The organism is Clostridioides mangenotii TR (genome assembly GCF_000498755.1).
GTDB classification, from domain to species: Bacteria; Bacillota; Clostridia; order Peptostreptococcales; family Peptostreptococcaceae; genus Metaclostridioides; species Metaclostridioides mangenotii_A.
Map to the genome: position 1 here is coordinate 1 of NZ_AXUS01000032.1, position 19,503 is coordinate 19,503.

Below are 19,503 nucleotides of genomic sequence, written 5' to 3' on the forward strand. Positions count from 1 at the left end.
AGAACAAGAAGATTTTATAAAAAAATTAAAGATTAACAAAAGCACTGTATTTTAACAGTGCTTTTTTTATACAAAAATTGAGAGGATGATGTAATTGAGATTTGCAATTAAAGACGCAGCAAATGTAACGCTGCATGATAGAGTGAAAAATTTACCACTATTTTATACGAGAGACTTAAATACTTTTAATGTTAAGTTAGAGGGAGAATCTGTATATGCAAAAGCGAAAGGTGATAATGCAATAGCATTTGATGGGGCTTTAACAGGAACTGTAAATATGGAAGCAGAAGTTATTCAATTTGACCAATTGGCGGTTATACTAGCTTCAACAATGGAAACAGGTGACACTGATATAGCTGAAAGACAATTGCTGACTGCAGATGGCTCTAGTAAAGTTACTTTAACAGATATAATACCTGTTAATAATTCTTTATCTGTTTTTGCTGTTGAAGCGGATGGAGTATCTCATTTAGAGGCTCTTAAATTTACAAGTGCAACGACTAGTTCAAATACAGAAATAACTATAATAAATCCTGTGCCAGAAGGCACTAAGGTAGCTGTTTATTATATGGTAAAAAAACCTAATGTAAAGACAATAACAGTTAAGAATGTATCTTCTGCTCCAAACTATAGAATTACAGGTGATACAGCTTGTAAGAATGATCAAGGGCAAAATGTTGTTATGGCAATAGATATTCCAAATTGTAAAGTTAAGAGAAGTATAGAAATGAGCTTCACTGCCGAAAACCCATCAAATTTCAACACTGAGCTTGATATATTGCCAGATGAAAATGGTGACTATGTTAAATTATCGTTTATAGGCGAAGCTACTGATCCTATAGTACGTTTAAAAAGTCTACAATCAGATGAAATGGACTTTGTAATAAGAGAAGATTCTAAAACAAAAAAATAGATATATTCCCTAGCATAGCTAGGTTTTATTTTTTACTTTTAATAATTATTGAAGGTAAAAAAATGAATTATAGTCACAAAGAGAGGGGTGGTTGATTGTTTATTTCAGAAGAATTTTGGTTTGATGGAGTATTTTCAAAAGACATGTCTATATTGTTAGTTACAACTGAATCTGAAATTATAAATGATTATGGATTTATATATTCAAAAGAGTTGGAATCTGATAAAACATTAAATAGTAATCCATATTACAAAGTTGGTGAGGATAATGTAGAGGATATAACATTATATTTTTGTTTGGCCAATATGAATGGACAATCTTATGTATGGGATGATTTCACACAAGAGCGTATATATGATTGGCTAGTGCAGGAAGAATTCAGACCATTTATCTCAAAAGATAATCCAGAGCTTATTTATTATTTGAAAGCAAAGAAAGTTACTCGAAAGTTTACTAAAGATATGAAGGGATATTTAGAAATAGTATTCCAGCCTTATACGAACTATGCTTATGTAGATTTTAATAAGCCAATCAAAGTTAGTAGGCCGATTGAGATAAAGATTAATAATAAATCAAATATCGAAGATGAATATTGTTTTCCGGTATTTGAGATTGAGAATTTGAGTAATGAAGATATAGTAATTGAAAACACAAGTTTAGATAGTGAACCTTTGGTAATAACAGGATTAGATCTTAATGAAAAAATATATGTAGATAATTTACTTTATGTCGTACAGACTGATGAAGGAATAAATAGATTTGATTGTTGTAATAGAAATTGGATTAAGTTGAAAAAAGGAAATAATATTTTAAAATTGACTGGAAACTTTAATATCACGATAAGTGTTAAGTTTCCAATAAAGGGATAACATAAAAGGGGGATTTTATTTTGGAAAATGTAAGTATCAATGATTTAAAGTTAGAGGGATTAAGAGCGACAATTGATGTTGATAGAGATGTGGAGACAAAACAGATACACGTATTTAATGTGTTAAATGAAGACCGTGAAGAATTTATTCAAACTATAGCTGAGTATAGCGAAGAAGGAAATGAAACTCCAGAAGGCATTGAGGGCTATTATGAACTATTATTTGAAAGATGTGTAGAAGGATTGGATTTAGATGGAAGCATAACAGAGGCACTAGCGAATCCAACTCTTGAAATGATGGAGTTAAATAAGGTTCTTGAAGAAATGGTGACAGAACTGCAGTGTCAATATCAGTTAAATATATACTCGCAATTATTGCAAACTGAGATGTGGAAGATGATTGAGAGTACATTATCTGCTGCTAGTAGAATTCAAGAAATGCAAGAGGAATTAGACAATAGAAGCAATGAAGTAGTTGAGAGAAGAACAGCGATAGAGAATAATTACAAGATCTATATGGAAGAACTCGATAAGCAGCTTAAAATATCAGAACTATTAATGGTGGAAGCCGCAAAGGGAACAGTTGAAAAAGCAAAAGAGTTAGATAAGGTTCTAGAAGAAAATGAGAAATTGGGAATTGAAATATCTAAATAAAGTGGTGATAATTTGGAATTTAAAAGTATAGATGAGATGTTTGCATATGTGAAAGATCAAAATAATAAAGCAATGCCCGTGGTTGCTAAAGAACAGAAAGAAATAATGAAAGAAGAAGTTATTGAACAAGTAGTAAATGCTTATTCTCCTAATATGTATGATAGAACTGGACAAATATTAGAAAGTGCTCAGATTACTGGGGTCACTGATAGTTCAGTTGAAACAGAATATCTGGATAATGGAGGACATACGGATTTAAACGGCTCTCATGCTTTTGTAATAGAAAGGCATGAAGAGGGTGGAGTATGGTCTCATGGAAGCACTAAGAGTAATCCAATTCATAAACCTAAAACTCATTTAGTAGAAGGTTCTATGCAGAAGGTACAAGAAAAAATACCTCAAAGCTACAAACAAATAATGAACGCTCTAGGGGTACCAGTAGAATAAATATTGCACAAATTAGTTATAATACCCATGAGGTGATTTCATGGATTTATTTGAAGAAAAAGGTATAAAACCTATGCTAATTTATGAGATGCAAGAAGCATTTGATTCGGATGAATATGTATATGAATTAAAGTGGGATGGTATTAGATGTATAGCATATCTAGATCCAGACAATGAATATACAGATTTAAGAAATAAGAGAGATTTTAAACTGTTACCTAGAGTCCCAGAACTTGAAAATTTACATAAACAAGTAAAGCAAAAATGTATATTAGATGGTGAACTAATTGCCTTTAAAAATGGAGCTCCTGATTTTTATGAAATACAAAGGAGAGCTATTTTAACTGATCCTTTTAAAATAAGGATATCTGCAAATTCTGTACCAGCAACTTATGTAGCTTATGATATTATATATCTAAATGATGAAGAAGTTATTTGGGAACCTCTTATGAAGCGAAAAGAATTATTATCAGACGTTGTTATAGAAAATGAGAGGATAGCAGTATCTAGATTTATAGAGAAAAACGGAACATACTTATTTGAACTTGCTAAAGAACAGAATCTAGAAGGAATAGTTGCGAAAGATAAAGAGAGTAAGTACTGGTTTGGGAAAAGATCAAGAGATTGGATTAAGGTAAAATATTTAAAGGATGCTGATTTTGTAATATGTGGTTATGTGTTAAAAGAAAATAATATGACAAGTCTTGTTATTGGAAATTATATAGATAATAAATTAGAGTATAAAGGTCATGTGACACTTGGAGTTAGTTTAAGAAAACTTAATCAATATAAATATAAAAAAATCAATGAATCACCTTTTGGGTATGTACCATATGAGAATGAGGAAGCAGTTTGGATAAGTCCAGAGTTAATTTGTACAGTGACATATATGCCAAATGAAAATGGAAGTATGAGACAACCTGTTTTAAAGTCAATCCAGAGGAGTTTATAATTCTAATAAATGGGTAAGAATATCATTATATAGTCAAACTATTTAATATGATTTATTAATACTTTTTCTTATTTTTTACACACTCATAAAATTGACTTTTACAAATAATGATTGTATAATGAAGATAAGAAATACGCACAATGTGTACTTGTAATTCAATTATATGAATTATTATGACATAAAAAACATATAATAAAAAAAGGACTACAACTGATTCCTAGATTAGATGTTGCTCCTTAATAATATAGTTTATTTATCAGAAGCATCCGAATTGCCGTTCGGGTGCTTCGTTATTTTTGTCCATTTATCTTTAATCTTGATACAATTATCAAGAGTACAGTCTACTTCTTTAAGCATTTTATTAATTGCTATTAAAATCATTGTGATTATGCTTATCCAAGTTATTATAACGACTACCATAACACACCTCCCCTCAGTGGTATTTTTATAAACACCCCCTTTGGGTTTAGATCGTTATGGAGCAACACCCGTATTCAATTGTAATCCTTTAATTTAATTATACCATATATTACCTTAAGAGTCCTTCTTTGAATTATTGGATATTAAATATTTGGTATATATATAATTATATCCTTTAATATTCATTTATCACATTATATTAAAAATAAATTTTATCTAGAAATAGAATGCATGACTTTAAAGATATATAAGAAAATAAAATGTTGATTTTATTTATAATGGAGGAGTTACTTTATGAACAAAAGAATAAGTAGGGAATATCTATCTAATCCTTTTTCACTAGAGACAAGAGATGAGAGATTGAAAAAATCAGGTGCAATTGATATAAGAGATAATTCGTATGTAGTAAATTTAGGGAATGGATATAGTAAAATAGTTGTAATTGATAAAAATAAATTATTGTAAGATATGATTTATTTGACTCAAAACCCCGTAGAATGTGGGTAATTAAAGGCAAATAATCTTGACTTTCAATAATAGTGATAGTATAATGAAAATAAGAAAAGGATCATAACCAATAGGCATTGGGCGTGCTCCTAAAAAATAAAAGTTAAAACTTATTTCTTCTGATCACCCGAATTGGCCTTCGAGTGATTTTTTATTTCGCTATGTATTATCTGGAATGCTTTATATGTATTTACAAAAATAGCTAAGCTAATTCCAATTATTCGCAAAATATTTACTAAATCTATGTCCATAAGCTTCACCTCCCTTCAATAAAAGTAAAGGGGGAGAAATAGCAGATGGAGCATCACCCGTTGGTTATAATCCTAGGGGAATTATATCATATTTTGCCATAAATTTCAATATTAGATGCAATAATCGCCCCACTGAGGGGCTTTTTTTATTAAAAATATAGAAGTTATATTTTACAAATCTTTATAAAGCTTGTTATACTGATGTTAAATAATAACATTAAGGAGGAGAATATTTGCATATAAATACTGTACTGATAAGTTTAGCAACTAGTATTATTGTAAGTTTATTTACCTTTATATTAGGACTTAAATCAGGTAAAAATCAAGCTGATAGGGCAATGAAACAGAATATTTACAAGAAGATGTATCTTTATTTTGTAAATTTAGAAGAAGCTATAAAAAAAGATGTTCCAAAAAAATGGAGTGATTATGAGATAAATAGATCGAAAAACAGATATACCCCAGAAGTTACAGAAATGGAAGACAACGGCGATTTTATTTATATCAATAAGAGTATCGCAAATGAAAGTATAAAATTAGAAGAGGATATAATAACATGGGGTTCTATAATTTCTAACAATAAAGAGCGATTTCATGATTTGTTAGTTGAGAGCATCCCTAAATTAGAAGAGGGAGGAACGCTAAAGAATAACCATTATGAATCAGCAGGAGATAAAATTGGAAAACCATTCAGCGAAATGAATTATTCAAAACTATATAACAAAGAATATATAATTGAACATTTTAGAGATTTAGAAGATAATCATGGAGTAATATTTAGATCTAGCAATAACCGTTTTAATTACTCTTTTCGAATACATAAATATAATTTTATTACTAACTCAGACGATTTTTTTAATGAACTGTATAGTAAGAGTGTAGATATTCCTGAATTTGTAAATTACGCTTCAACAAAAAAAGAACTAATAAATAAAATAAGTTTACTAAATAGAAAAATAGAAAAAAGAGCAAAAGATCCAAATACTTTTTGGGAGACCTTAATAGGTGCATTCTCAGATTTATTTAAAATTTAATACTTTTAATTTACCTCCTATAGTTCGACATAAATTTACCATTTCTTATTGTATACTATTAATGGGGTTTTTGATAATGAGGATGGAGGTTATTTTATGACTAGAGACTATGATGAGAGTAGTAGCGAAGCATCAGATGTTTCGTTAAACAAAATTGAGGATGATGAGTTTATTAATGATATTAATGATACTTCAACTAGATTTTGTGGTTCGTGTGGGATTGAAGCAAGGGAAGATCAGAGATTTTGTTCAAAATGTGGGGCAAGTCTAAAAGGGCAAATTAAGAACAATAAGATTAAATTGTTTGTAAAAAATTTAAACAAAAAGGATTTAGGACTTATATTATTAGCTGTATTCCTTACTATTTTTACGGTATTTTATACTATAAATCAAGAAAATATAAAAGCAGCAGAAATTGAGGCACAAAAGATAGAAGAAGAACAAGCATTATTACTAGAAAATAGGGCTTCATACGTAGGCAATATTGAGACTTTTGTAGATAAAATTTATCTAGCAGGCGCTAATCTTGAAGATATTGCAGATACAACTCAAAAATATTGGCATGAAAATATATATGAAGATAAACATGGATCTGATATCAATGAGGCTATATTTGCTGCTATGTTGAGTAAAAGCAGTGAGATAACAACAGCGAAAACATATGATGGAGAACTTTTAGATTTATATAGTAATTTACAGGTAGTCCCTGAAGGATGTGAGGATCTACAGGAAATGGTAAATAAAATTGGTGAGTTATATAATTCATATTCGGATTTTTATAGTTTAGCTACTGACCCAAATGGAAATTATAATCAATATTCTTCTAATAATAACAGTAGAACAGATGAATTCTTATCTAGTTATCGTGCCGTTGAGAATATGGTAAAGACCAATAGTGAATTTACAGTTGAATAGATTTTTGGATACAATAATAGCCCCATTTAGGGGCTTTTTTATTTGTCATTTTTCAATTTTACTATTAATGCATCTATAATTTTAAGAGATTCTAGATCTAGTGATTCTAAGTTTTCAGTGATTTCTTTGATATATACATGTTTGTTTAGATCTTCTTTTATTTTTTCATCTTTATCGTATATGTGAGAAATATTATAGTTTTCGACTTCTTCCATAAAGAGACCTTGTAAATTTTCTTCATGAGATTTACCGATACTCATTCTAATTACTTCAGGATGTATTAATAGTTTATCTATCCTTTGAATTAAGTTATCTACTTGTTGATTAGATGAATCGTAATCCATTATAGCATCCACTGATACATCTAATGCATGTGCTATTTTATTTGCTATTTCAATATTGGGGATTCGTTCATTGCGTTCGTAATTGCCCAATGCAGTCCTGGTGATACTTGCTTTTTCAGCTAATTGCCCTTGGGTATATCCTTTTTGCTTTCTTAAATTTTGAATATTTTCTCCAATACTCATATAAACCTCCACATCTTTTATTAATTTTATTATAACACAAAATGTCAACAAATGGAAAATAATTGTTGACTTGATAACTAAATGTTTGTATAATAAAATTATCAACAAAATATTAGCAAATGTTGACATAAAAGAGAATAAAATAGAGATTGCTCAAATTTTGGTCAAGGCGAACAATCTCTAAGTGTATATTGTACGGTATGTACTATTATACTTTATTCCTTCAAAAATTACAAATAGGAGGACATTTATATGGAGAGTATAAATGCAAATAATGTTGTAAACATTTTAAGTCCTTGTGAAAACACTGATAATGTTTTTGAGACAGGGACTAAAGAAATACAAGTTTTTAGTCATACAGAATTTGGTGAGATAAGAGCATTAGATTTAAATGGAGAACCTTGGCTTGTTGCTAAAGATTTTTCTGAAAGGTTAGGATACAAAGAACCCCACAAAGCAGTAGTAAAGCACGTTGATGAAGATGATAGGGCAAAACATCCCATCACAGATAATTTAGGGAGAACTCAAGAAACTTGGATAATAAATGAGTCTGGCATGTTTAGTCTAGTCTTAGGAAGTAAGTTACCATCAGCTAAAAAGTTTAAAAAATGGGTTACATCAGATGTATTACCTTCAATAAGAAAACATGGTGGGTATTTAACACCAAATAAGATAAGGGAATCGTTAGCAGATCCTAATACCCTAATTGAATTACTAACTGTGCTAAAAGAGGAACAAGATAAAAGAATTGAATTAGAAGTGATTAATAAAGATAATGAACCTAAAGTTAAATATGCTAATGTGGTACAAGTTTCTGAATCTACTATAAGTGTAGGACAATTAGCCAAGATGATTTGTAGGCATGGCGTTAATCTTGGTCGTAATAAACTGTTTGAGTGGATGCGAGATAACGGATATTTGATTAGAGCTAAGTCGAGAGACTGGAATTTACCAACACAGAAATCTATGGGATTAGGTGTTTTAGAGGTTGATCAGAATGGTGAATATGTGCTATATAAGACTCCTGTGGTTACTGGTAAGGGGCAAGTCTATTTTGTTAATAAGATATTAGACGAATACGCTCCTTGTAGTGAGGGGTTGATGTAATGAAAGAAGAAGTGAAACTTTTAATTGACTTATTAGACGATGATGCTTTAAGAAAGATTAAATTTATAATATTAGGTTGTTTACATAGTAAGAAAGATTAAGTTATTTTTGTGGTGATTTAAGAGCTGGAGAATTCCAGCTTTTATGTGATTATGAAAGAGGTGAGATTGTGGGGATTAAGGATGTTAAGTTGAGGAAGGGCATGGATAGGGACACTATCAATGTTATAATGGATAACGATAATATCGAAATCGAGTTTATTGATGATAACTATGGTGGCTATAGTTGTTCCCATAAATGGAAGTGTAACTGTGGAGAAATTTTTAACAGATCATGGGATACAATAAAGCATAAAAATGGTATTAGATGCACTAGATGTATAAAAGGTATTAAAGAAAGTTATGATGATATAAGAGACGTTGTATTGGAATTAAAATCTTGCAAAGATGAAGTTAATAAAATTATCGGAGATTGGATTGAGTTAGTCGACAATAGATATGAAAGAATAGATCATAACCATAACTGGAGATGCAAATGTGGAGAAATTATAAAAAGGACTTGGGGAAGTATAAAACGAAATGGTGCAATAAAATGCGATAAATGCTTATACAATTTAACTGATAACCCTGAAAAGGCATCAGATATACGTTTAGTTAAAGATATGGATAACAAAACAGTAAACAGTCTTGTTTCTGAATGGATTACATTCATGGATGAGAATTATTTAGGAAATAACAAAGTACATAAATGGGAATGTAAAAAATGTGGAGAAGTTTTCAATAGGAAATGGTCTACTATAAGATCTAAGGACTCAATTCTATGCAAAAAATGTAGTAGAGGAAGTATACTATCAAAAGGAATGACTAAAGATGAAGTAAACAGGGTGCTCATGAAAGAAAATATTAATTTAATCTTTAATGATGATTGCTTTATGAGTAACTCTTCTAGCTATAAATGGATTTGTAGTTGTGGAAATGACTTTATTAGGACTTGGAGTATGTTTAACAAAACGAGGTCTTATATCTGCTCAGACTGCAGAGGGCGAGATGTTGAAGATAGATATAAATTTGAGGTAGAAAAGAACAAAGATTATAAATATATAAGAAGCTTTAGAAAACATGATAAGCTACCTAATGGTATAATAGTTGGAGATTCTCCATATATTCAAATTCAACATATTTTTTGTGGCAGAATATATGAAACCTCTGCATCAAATTTTATAAATATAAAGCAAAGATGCGACAGGTGTTCAGGCAATATTGAAAATTCATTTGGATATTATATAGAGAACATACTAGGAATAAAAATTAAAAAAATTTGGGATTATGAACGTAATTATAAAGATCCATTTACTATAAGTATAGGTAGTAATGATGAGGTATGGATAAAATGTACGGGAACTGATTATCATGGAAGTTATTTAGCAAAAGTGAATAGATACATTAAATCTAAAAGAAATAATAAAAATGGCTGCCCATATTGTCATAGTAAAATGATTCATTTGTATGATTCATTTGGATATAACTATCTCAACTTGGCTCAATCGTGGAGTAATAGAAATGATATAAGTCCTTTTAAAGTTGCAAAGTATGGATCTAATAAATATAATTTTATATGTCAAAATTGTAGGAAAGAATATACAATATCCACTAATGATATAATAGATAGAACGATAGATAATTGTTCAGAATGTTTTATGAGTGCTGGAGAGGTTAGTATAAAGACATTTCTGGAAAATAGAAACATTGATTATATATATGAGAAAACATTCCCTAATTTGTATGGTGTGAATGGTGGATTATTATCTTATGATTTCTATATTCCACAGTCTAAGACTCTTATAGAATATCAAGGAGAATTTCATGATGGAACTGCATGGCAGCAAACTGAAGAAGGTTTTAAAAATCAAAGGGAACATGATAGACGTAAAAAAGACTACGCTGATAAAAATAATATTACTTTTATAGAGATCTGGTATAAAGATTATGAAGATATAGATAGCAAATTAGATAAAGAATTAAATCTCGACAAAATTCCCGTAGAATAATGGATTATCTATTGTTATAATATGGATATAACATTTAGGAGGAATACATGAAAAAATATTAGGTTTATTAATATTATGTTTTACATTAGCAATATTTACAGGATGCAGTCCTAGAGAAAATAATGAAACAATAAATACAGAGGATACAGCAACTGAAGAAAATCTAGATAGTGAAGCAACAACATCCTCTGAAGATATTGATGAAAACTTAGATACGAATAATGAAAATGGAGACGAGATATATTCATCCTTAAAAAAAATGAATGAAGAGGGGTTATCTTTATTACAGGCGATATCAAATGAATCAACTACCGATGAAGAACTTGATAAGGCATTAGATTCTTGTGATGACCTAATAACTCGTATTCAAAATTTGAAGACAGATGATCAGGACTTATCTGAAGCAAAGAAATGTATTTATATTGCTACAATGAATACAAAGATTATCGTGAACAATAGTGGCGAAGAAAACAGTTATTTAAAACAAGATAATATTGATAAAAGCTTAGAAAAAATTAATAAAGCTACAGAATATCTAGATAATTATAATAAATAAAAGAAAAGAAATATAATTAGATAATAGTCAGAATATAAGACAGCATAAAGCTGTCTTTTTTTTTATGTCTAAAAAAGGAGTTGATAAATTGTCTGAATTCAAAATTAGAAGTACCTTTGAGTTAGATGATAAGAAAGCAAGGAAGCAATTAGATGACTTAAAGAATCAAGTTGGGAAAAAAGCTCTTAAAATGAATGTAGAGTTAAACCTTTCGAAGATTAATGGCGAGTTGAATAAAGTACAAGGAGCAATGAAGAAAGCTCTGAAGATTGATAATTCAACTATTGCTGGGTTAAAGCAGATAGAAAGTGCGTTAAAGCAAATAAATAAGCTAAATAGAGATACACAGAAATTGCCACTTGGAAATAAGTCAAGAAATACAGATACGACAAATGATGTAAACAAAATGATATCTCAATATAAGAAATTAATGTCTGAAAGGGCAGCTCTTGAAAAACAAATGTCCAAGACTACCAATACACAGTCATATCAAGTATTGAATAATCAATTAGAAAGAGTTAAAGCAAATATAACTAGTATAACAGGCAAATTAGACGGAATGAAAGTTAATACTAATTTTGCTAATACAATGGAAAAATCTTTATCATCTACTTTTCAAAGCGTTCAAAGTAAAATTGAGAAAATGCAATCTCAGTTATCAAACATCAAAAGTTAAATATACTGGATGGAAAAGAATCAACAGAATTAAATAATCTAATAAATAAACTAAATCAATTAAAGAATATAAAGCTATCTAATATCACTAGTGGTAAAGATAGCTTTTTTTCTATGTCAAAATTGGTATCTGAAGTAGATCAAGTACAAAGAAAGTTTTCTAATCTAAAGATAAATGCGAACATTGATTCAAAGATAACATCACAGATTAGAAAATTTCAACAGAAGCTACATCGTTACAGAATAAAATAGGAAATTTATTTAAGAGTGGATATACAGATAAAGGCCAATTGTCTACAATGGCAAAGCAATTACAAACTATACAGAATATAAACTTTAGTAAACTAAATGCTAATCAGATACAATCTGTAACTAATGCTTTGAGTAATATGACTAATAAAGTGAAAGAAGTTGATAGTGCAGCTAAACAATTAAAAGCTAAAGATGCTTTTAATATTAAAACAACAAAAGCACAAATGGATCTACAAAGGTTAAAGCAAAAATGTTTAGAATTAGGACAATCAACAGCCGGAATAGATAAGTTACAAGGTAAATTGAGACAATTATCAAATCTTCTACTGATAAAAAGACAAATGAATTATCTAGGATTAGAAATGAAATATCTAGAATGAATAGCTCGTTTAATGGATTAAATTCAACGACACAACGTACCGGCGGATTTTTTAATGATCTATATAATAGTATGCGTACATTTACATTGGGCAATATGATTGGAATGAAATTGCAACAGGGAGTCCGAGCCATAGGTAAAACTATTCTTGATTTAGATAATGCAATGGTAGATGTAACAAAGGTTCTGCCGGATAGAATAGCTCCGAGTCAAGGCAATTTAACTAAGATAAGGAAAGATGCTATAGCCATCGGGAAAGATGTTGCCAAGTCTAGTGAAGATGTCATCCTTGGTATGAGTAGAGCTTATCAAGTTGGGGCTAAGACTATGAAAGAAGCGAGTGCAATAGCTAAGAACTCAGCAATTTTTAGTAATGTCGGGGATTTAGAACAAGAGGATGCAAGTAAATATTTAAATGGTATATTATCTCAATACGGAGGTATATCGGGAGCTTTAGACAAGGTAAAAGATAAAGTAAAAGGTATGCCAGAAGGTTATGATAGAATAACAAAATCAATGGATCTTCTTAATCATGCCGGTAACAACTATGCTATTTCGAGTTCAGGAGTAGCTGAGGGGCTTTCTAGATCCGGATCAGTTTTAGCAAATTATGGAGTATCATTGGAATCCTCAGTAGCTATGATAACTGCAGCAAATGAATCGATTAAAATTAGTCGCCTTGTATCGTGAGATACATTGAATAACTCATCTAAACGGGGAAACTCCGAAAGGACAACCAACCGTGCTAAATTACTATATTTCATAGTAATAAAAGCCTAACGACTATCGAAAGCATAACTCGTAATTGAGTGAATAAGCAAGTAGAGTAGAGCCAAGTGGTAAGGTTGATCGTAATATGATCAGTAAAGCCTTTTAAATCGAAACGGTGAGGAACTTACAAATGTAAGTTCGTGATATAGTCTAGTATCCTAATGAAAATTAGGGAAGTTCATAAGAGAACTGGATAGGAATAACGAACCTATTTGAATTTTCGACAAGACCCTGCTCGTGTAGGGAACGGGATCAAGAGTTTGGCCGTTAACCTAGCTGGTGTAAAATCATCTGCAAAAGATGGTTCATTAAGTTTAAATAAAACAGCATTAACATTACAAAAAGTAGCTGGGATAGATGTTTTTGCTGATAAGAAAAAAACACAGATGAAAGATATGACTGTGATTTTAGATGAAGTAGCTCAAAAATGGAGTTCTTTAAATGATAAAGAGAAAAAAGGTTTATCAGAGGCCTTGGGCGGCAAACAGCAAGCAGCTGTAATACAGTCGCTTATTTCTAATTGGGGTCAATATAAGAATTTCATGAATGATTATAATACTGGGCAAGTTTTCGGTAGTGCCCAAAAAGAAAACGCACGTTTTATAGACTCTATACAAGGTCGTTTAAATACATTAAAAGAAACAATGAAGGAGCTCCTAACAAATACTATTAGCACTGATATGTTTAAAAACGCAATAACTGGAGCTACAAAATTTGCTGAAGTATTAAATAAGATTGTTTCAGGTGCCGGTAAGATGGGTTCTTCAATACCTCTTATGGTTGCAACATTAGGTACTGTGTTTACATCTATAAAAGGATTGGGTAGTGGCAAAGGGATTCCAAATATGATGGGATCTATTTTTGGATATGGTAAGAATGCTACTAATTTACTCAATACTTATTCTAAAGGTTTTGATAAAGTCATTCCTCCAATGACAAGTTTTGTTAGTCAGATAAAAGAATCTGGTAAAAGTTTCAAACAAGTTTTGCCTCCTGTTAAAAGTTTTAATAAAAACTTAGAAGCCACATCTAAATATACTACGGGACTTAGAGTCGCTGGAATGTCAACTAATTTATCGCAAATGAATAAAGATGTAGTAAAAAATTCATTAGGTGTATCTAAGTTTAAAACTGCATTAACTGGATTAGGTACTGGTTTATTATCTACCGCTGGGAATGCTCTTTTGTTTGCCGGTGCAACAGCAGCAATCTCTTTCGCCGTTCAAAAAGTCTCAAATCATATAAACAGATACGAGATTGCAATGGAAGGACATAAAAATAAAATCTCTAAGATACAGAATGAAATAAATAGCTTAGGGACAAAAAGAGATTCGATGTCTGGTATTGCTAAAGAATATGATAAATTAAATGCGAAGACAGATAAGACGGCAAAAGATTTTGAGCGTTTATCTCAATTAAAAAGAGAAATTGCAGATATAATGCCAGAGTTAGTAATGGGTGAAGATGCAAATGGAGACCCATTGTTGGCAATGTCAGGATCTGCTCAAAGTATTGTTGAAAGCATGAAAGATATGATACGCCTACAACAAGAAATGAAGATGCAAGAAGAGATTAATGCGATGGTTACTGCAACTGAGGCTCTAGAGAAAAAAACTAAGTTTAACGGAAAGAATCATTTGCAAAGTGGTAAAAAGGTAGAAGCTTATAAAATACCTTTATTAACACTTGAAGACGGAGAGCAAAACCTAAAACTTAAATTACAACATCTTGAGGTTGTAGCAAGAAATGGTAGTATGAAGCTTGGGGCATCAGTGAAAGATGATGCCAAAGCCTATAATAAGGCTTATTCCGAATATACTAAAGGTATCGCAGACAATTACAATAAGGTATCTCAAGAAACAGCCAAAGTAGAAAAAAATTTAATAGTTAAACGAAAAGGTTTAAATAATCTTTTTCTACAGAATGACGATCTTAAGAATTTAGGAGAAGGCACTCTCGGATATGTTAATAAATTAAATTCTATGTTTAATGTTCAAGGATTAGACGATGCTGGAATGCAAAATTATGTAATGGGAATGACCAATACATTTGTAAAGAATAAAGGAGCTCTAGACCCCGCATTAAATAGTTATATTAAATTAAGAGAAGAATTTAATAAAACAGGAGAAATCGGCAAATACGAGAATGGGGTTAAAAAGTTAATACCAGCATTGATGGGATCAACAAGCATGACAAAAGAGCAAGTGCGAGAGATGCTTGAACTCCCAGCAAGTGCAAAATCAGCAACTTCGGCATTAGATGCTTATCTTATGACTTTTGACAAAAGAGCAAAAAATGTAGGTAAAGATCAAGTAACTTCAGATCTAGCCGCACGTTTTAAAACTTTTGAGAATTTAAAGACTAAATTAACAGCTGATTCAAGTTTTCAAGAGATCAATGGAAAAATAAAATTTAATCCAGAAGTTGTTCTTTCAGATAAAAATGTTCCAGAGGAAATTAGAAATCTGGTAAGTGGATTAATGAAAGATGGAGATTTTAGTGATGAAGATTATGAACTCCTAATGAGACTAGTTGCTGTATATGAAATGGGAGATACACCTGAAGGCAATCAAGCTATGGATGTACTTCAAAAAGACATAGACAAAACATTAGGTAAAGATCACTCTGTTGATATTGGAAATATTGATGTTAAAGGTCAAATAAATGTTAAAGAAATAAACGATGATCAACTCAATGCAGCAATGGATAAGTTCAAAGAATTTCAAGGGGATGAGCGTCTTGAAATTAGAGCTGCTATAATTGCTGAGGGTGATGTTGGTGTTAATGAGCTTGATAAAATTAGCTCAATGATTAATAGTATTCCTACTGGTACTAAAGAGATGACTACGAAATTTGTTGTGGATAATCTTGATCTAATGAGAAGTATGGACAGTTATGAAGAACTTGAACAACATATCAAAGATAATCCAGAACTAGCCCTACAATATAAGATAAACGTAGAAGATGAAGGTATAAAAAAGTTACAAGGTATATATGACACTCTTCCTAAAGACGTTCAAACCTTAGTAAATACCAAAGTGATCGGCACTGATAAACTAGGATTAATAAAACAACTTTATGATGAATTTCCAGAGAATAAAGACTTAGTTACAAGCTTTATACTTAATAATCCAGATGCCTTGAACTCAGTAAAAGATTGGAATGCTTTAGTCGAGTTACTTCCGCCTGAATTAAGATCTAAATTAACGATTGAAACAGAAGGTACAGAAGAGGCTAAAGAGGGTAAAAAAGTTGTTGATGAAGCAAAAAATAATACCGCTAACCAAGAAGTAAAAACAGAAACTACTGGAACTGAAGAAGCTAAAGAAGGCAAAAAAGCTGTCGATGGAGCTAAAGGTAATTCAGCTAAGCAGAACGTGGAAACAACTTCAACAGGGAAAGAAGAAGCTAAACAGAATAAAGATACAGTAGACAGTGCTAAAGGGAATACAGCCGTTCAAACAATAGTAACTAAAAAAGAAGGGGATAATCCCGAAGATGTAAAAAATCAACTTCTATCAACAAACGGTGCTACGGCCACTACATATATAAAACTTCAAACAGAAGGACAGGAAGAAACTAGTCAAGCTAAACAACAAGTTGATTCACTATCTGGAATGACAGCAACAGCTCAAATTGAGTTAACGACTACGGGGCTAGAAAAGGGAGAAAAAGCAGAACAAACAGTAAAGAAAGCCGATGGTAAAAAAGCTAAGACATCAATAGAAGTTGCTATGGAAGGTGTCGATAAAGTAAATAAAGCACTTCAACAGGTTGAGAAAATATCTGGTAAGAAAATAGCACCATTGGTGTTCAACGCAAATACAGCTCAAGCGGCTCAAAATATCACCGGATTAATTAATAAAGTAAAGCAATTCCAAAGACTGCCAAAAACATTGACAACTAATTTCCGTGCAAACACTGCTCAAGCAGCTAAGAACATAAGCGGATTAATGAGTAAAATAAATTCGTTTAAGGCTAGTTACACAGGAACAATATCAACAAACTTTGTTGTTAAAACATCATATGTTACTTCAGGAGCTCCACCAAGTAGTGGAGGAAGTAGCGGAGGCAAAAAGAAAAAATCTAGCGCTCAAGGAATTTGCTTTAAAAACTGCTACCTTAGATCAACCAGTAGCATCTTCAATGTTTAATAAAGCAAGCTCTATTTCAACATTTGCTGATTATCCTGGAGAATCAATTGCACCAATGATGAGAAGTGGGCTTACTACCTTTGCAACTCCAGTAAATAGTATGCCAAAAGCCACATTTTTAAAAACATCTGCGAGAACTTTAAGAAGTCCTTTACTATCTAAATCTAAATCAGTGTACGGATATAAACCATCTATAGCACACGATGGGGCTTCGCTAGAGAAATACTTTAAAAATGATATAGAGTTTTTAAAAGAATTAGAAGCAGCTATAAAGAAAGTAACTAATGCGATTGGTTTATTAGATACTAAGATGAAAAATGCTTCAGCTTCAGATAAAGCGAAATATTTACAGGAACAAAATAAACTATACGTAGAACAGCAAAGGTTAATAAAAGAGCAAATAAAAGCTGAAGGTGAACTCCAACGTCAAAAGAATTGGCTTAAAGCTAATCTTAAGAAAAAAGGCTTCAATATTGATAATGCAACAGGCAACATGACCAACTACGAAGAACTTCTTAGAAATAAAGCCGATGCTGTAAATAAAGCAGAAGAAAAATCTAATAAGAAAAATGCTAAAGATGCAGACAAAGATAAATACGAAAAGCTTAAAAAAGAATATGACGAAATGAAAAAAATGGCCGATGCTTATTTCGATCTTGAATTTGATAAGATTCCTAAACTAGAGCAAGAATGGGAAGATTTGAATAATAAGAGAATTGAAGCTGAAAAGGAAATTAAGAAACTTCAAGAGGAAGCATGGCAAACAAGTTGGGATGCTAAATGGGTATCAGCCGACAAGCATGTGAAAGAGCTTAACAACGAATTAGCAATGGTAGATATATTAATGAAAAATGCTTTTGGTACCGAAAAAGATGCACTAATGAAAAGAAAAATTGAGTTACTAGAAAAACAAAAAGAAGAAATGAAAGACACTAATAAATTGCTTGATGAGTCAATGCAACATCAGAAAGCTAAATTAATTGAATTTGGATTTAAATTTAATAATAAAGGCGATATTATTAACTATACGCAACAAATAGCGCATTTACAAGCAACAAGTGGTGATTTTGATGAAGCTAAAAAATATGCAGAAGAATACTTAAATTTATTTATAGACAAGATACCTGAAGCGAATAGAAATATGGCCGATATGAACAATAAAATCAAAGAAGCTTATAAACAACAACTAGAAATTACTAAGTCTGTTGAAGACGAAATCACTAAAATGTATGAGAAACAAGTTGAAGAGCGTAAGAAATTAATTGATAAAGAACTTAAGGCGAGAGTAGATGCTCTTAATAAACAAAAAGAAGCTTATAACGATGCAAGAAAAGAAGCCGATTATCAAAAAGATTACGATAAACAGCGTGAAGCAGTAAATAAACTCCAAAAGCAATTAGACATAGCAAAAAGAGATACATCTTTAAGTGGCCAGAAAAAAGTAAAAGACTTATTAGAAAAATTAAAAGAAGAACAAGAAAAACTTCAAGATATGGTACAAAACAAAATTGATGATGACATTAATAAGATGTATGATAAAGAAGTAGATCGACTAGAAGATGAGGCAGAAAAAAATAAAGAAGACTTAGATGAAAGATACAATAAAGAAAATATACAAAAATGGGTTCAAGAAGCTCTAAATACAGGAATGTTTACCGACATTGATGGTAAAGTATCTGACCTTAAAGACTCAATGTTAGATTTCACTGATAAGTGGGGCGATGGGTTAGGAGCTACCGGAGATATCATAAAAGGGGAACTCATAGCTAACTTAGAAGTCGCTAGAGATATTATGAAAGATATGGATAGTATGAAGGACAAATTAGGCTTAACTAGTGATTACTACCATAAGAAAACATCTGAAGATTATTTGAAAGAAACAATAGATTCAGCTAAAAATTTAGCAGATGCTTTGGCAGGAATGAGAGTGCAACAAAACGCCCCTTTAGTATATGTAGAAGGGAATGTTGACAAAGGTGTTATGCCAGATCTTACAAATGCAATGAAAAAAGCTCAAGAGGAATTTGCGAACAATATAGTAAAGCAGATGAAAGTTTAATTAAATAAAATGGTA

General features: G+C 31.0%; 18 protein-coding genes. 16 read left to right on the plus strand and 2 right to left on the minus strand.

Features of this window, described 5'->3' with window-relative positions:
* Nucleotides 1–94 precede the first annotated feature (94 nt).
* From T473_RS0113520 to T473_RS0113540, 5 genes are all read left to right on the plus strand, one after another.
* On the plus strand, nucleotides 95–913 hold the full coding sequence (locus T473_RS0113520; protein WP_024620206.1) for a hypothetical protein: 819 nt from the start codon (nucleotides 95–97) through the stop codon (nucleotides 911–913).
* Nucleotides 914–1,008: 95 nt separating this feature from the next.
* Nucleotides 1,009–1,782: a phage tail domain-containing protein gene (locus T473_RS0113525; RefSeq protein ID WP_024622381.1), complete on the plus strand. Its 774-nt coding sequence runs from the start codon at nucleotides 1,009–1,011 to the stop codon at nucleotides 1,780–1,782.
* A 20-nt stretch (nucleotides 1,783–1,802) separates the two neighbouring features.
* Nucleotides 1,803–2,435 carry a hypothetical protein gene (locus T473_RS0113530; RefSeq protein WP_024622382.1) on the plus strand — a complete coding sequence of 211 codons (633 nt, stop codon included), beginning with the start codon at nucleotides 1,803–1,805 and terminating at the stop codon, nucleotides 2,433–2,435.
* Between the two features lie 12 nt (nucleotides 2,436–2,447).
* Nucleotides 2,448–2,882 carry a hypothetical protein gene (locus tag T473_RS0113535; RefSeq protein WP_024622383.1) on the plus strand — a complete coding sequence of 145 codons (435 nt, stop codon included), beginning with the start codon at nucleotides 2,448–2,450 and terminating at the stop codon, nucleotides 2,880–2,882.
* Nucleotides 2,883–2,922: 40 nt separating this feature from the next.
* Nucleotides 2,923–3,834, plus strand: a complete 912-nt coding sequence (locus T473_RS0113540; protein WP_024622384.1) for an ATP-dependent DNA ligase — start codon at nucleotides 2,923–2,925, stop codon at nucleotides 3,832–3,834.
* A gap of 249 nt (nucleotides 3,835–4,083) precedes the next feature.
* Here the strand turns inward: T473_RS0113540 and T473_RS18585 are convergent, their stop codons facing one another.
* Entirely contained in the window at nucleotides 4,084–4,254 is a 171-nt protein-coding gene (locus tag T473_RS18585) for a hypothetical protein (protein WP_161627567.1), read from the minus strand.
* A gap of 294 nt (nucleotides 4,255–4,548) precedes the next feature.
* On the opposite strand from T473_RS18585, the gene T473_RS18915 reads away from it, so the two are divergent.
* The 3 genes from T473_RS18915 (at nucleotide 4,549) to T473_RS0113565 (ending at nucleotide 6,961) form a co-directional block, all read left to right on the plus strand.
* Nucleotides 4,549–4,719: a hypothetical protein gene (locus tag T473_RS18915; protein WP_200865902.1), complete on the plus strand. Its 171-nt coding sequence runs from the start codon at nucleotides 4,549–4,551 to the stop codon at nucleotides 4,717–4,719.
* 526 nt (nucleotides 4,720–5,245) lie between these two features.
* A complete protein-coding gene (locus T473_RS0113560; RefSeq protein WP_024622385.1) occupies nucleotides 5,246–6,046 on the plus strand; it encodes a hypothetical protein in 801 nt (266 codons plus the stop codon).
* Nucleotides 6,047–6,142: 96 nt separating this feature from the next.
* On the plus strand, nucleotides 6,143–6,961 hold the full coding sequence (locus T473_RS0113565; protein ID WP_024622386.1) for a zinc ribbon domain-containing protein: 819 nt from the start codon (nucleotides 6,143–6,145) through the stop codon (nucleotides 6,959–6,961).
* Nucleotides 6,962–6,999: 38 nt separating this feature from the next.
* Here T473_RS0113565 and T473_RS17410 read toward each other — a convergent pair whose 3' ends face one another.
* Nucleotides 7,000–7,488 (minus strand): helix-turn-helix domain-containing protein, encoded by a 489-nt coding sequence (locus T473_RS17410; RefSeq protein WP_024622387.1) that lies wholly within the window; start codon nucleotides 7,486–7,488, stop codon nucleotides 7,000–7,002.
* Nucleotides 7,489–7,740: 252 nt separating this feature from the next.
* On the opposite strand from T473_RS17410, the gene T473_RS0113575 reads away from it, so the two are divergent.
* The 8 genes from T473_RS0113575 (at nucleotide 7,741) to T473_RS0113615 (ending at nucleotide 19,488) form a co-directional block, all read left to right on the plus strand.
* Nucleotides 7,741–8,595: a phage antirepressor gene (locus tag T473_RS0113575; protein WP_077173635.1), complete on the plus strand. Its 855-nt coding sequence runs from the start codon at nucleotides 7,741–7,743 to the stop codon at nucleotides 8,593–8,595.
* Between the two features lie 169 nt (nucleotides 8,596–8,764).
* Nucleotides 8,765–10,642, plus strand: a complete 1,878-nt coding sequence (locus tag T473_RS17415; RefSeq protein WP_024622389.1) for a zinc-ribbon domain-containing protein — start codon at nucleotides 8,765–8,767, stop codon at nucleotides 10,640–10,642.
* A gap of 259 nt (nucleotides 10,643–10,901) precedes the next feature.
* Entirely contained in the window at nucleotides 10,902–11,198 is a 297-nt protein-coding gene (locus T473_RS0113590; RefSeq protein ID WP_024622390.1) for a hypothetical protein, read from the plus strand.
* Nucleotides 11,199–11,286: 88 nt separating this feature from the next.
* A complete protein-coding gene (locus tag T473_RS0113595) occupies nucleotides 11,287–11,874 on the plus strand; it encodes a hypothetical protein (RefSeq protein WP_024622391.1) in 588 nt (195 codons plus the stop codon).
* Between the two features lie 298 nt (nucleotides 11,875–12,172).
* Nucleotides 12,173–12,505 (plus strand): hypothetical protein, encoded by a 333-nt coding sequence (locus T473_RS0113600; protein WP_024622392.1) that lies wholly within the window; start codon nucleotides 12,173–12,175, stop codon nucleotides 12,503–12,505.
* Nucleotides 12,502–13,194, plus strand: a complete 693-nt coding sequence (locus T473_RS0113605; protein WP_024622393.1) for a phage tail tape measure protein — start codon at nucleotides 12,502–12,504, stop codon at nucleotides 13,192–13,194. Before T473_RS0113600 ends, T473_RS0113605 begins: the two co-directional genes overlap by 4 nt.
* A 341-nt stretch (nucleotides 13,195–13,535) precedes the next feature.
* The gene (locus T473_RS0113610; RefSeq protein ID WP_024622394.1) at nucleotides 13,536–17,429 is read left to right on the plus strand and encodes a hypothetical protein; all 3,894 of its coding nucleotides are present in this window, start codon (nucleotides 13,536–13,538) and stop codon (nucleotides 17,427–17,429) included.
* On the plus strand, nucleotides 17,329–19,488 hold the full coding sequence (locus T473_RS0113615; protein WP_024622395.1) for a hypothetical protein: 2,160 nt from the start codon (nucleotides 17,329–17,331) through the stop codon (nucleotides 19,486–19,488). Before T473_RS0113610 ends, T473_RS0113615 begins: the two co-directional genes overlap by 101 nt.
* The last annotated feature ends 15 nt before the right edge of the window (nucleotides 19,489–19,503 follow it).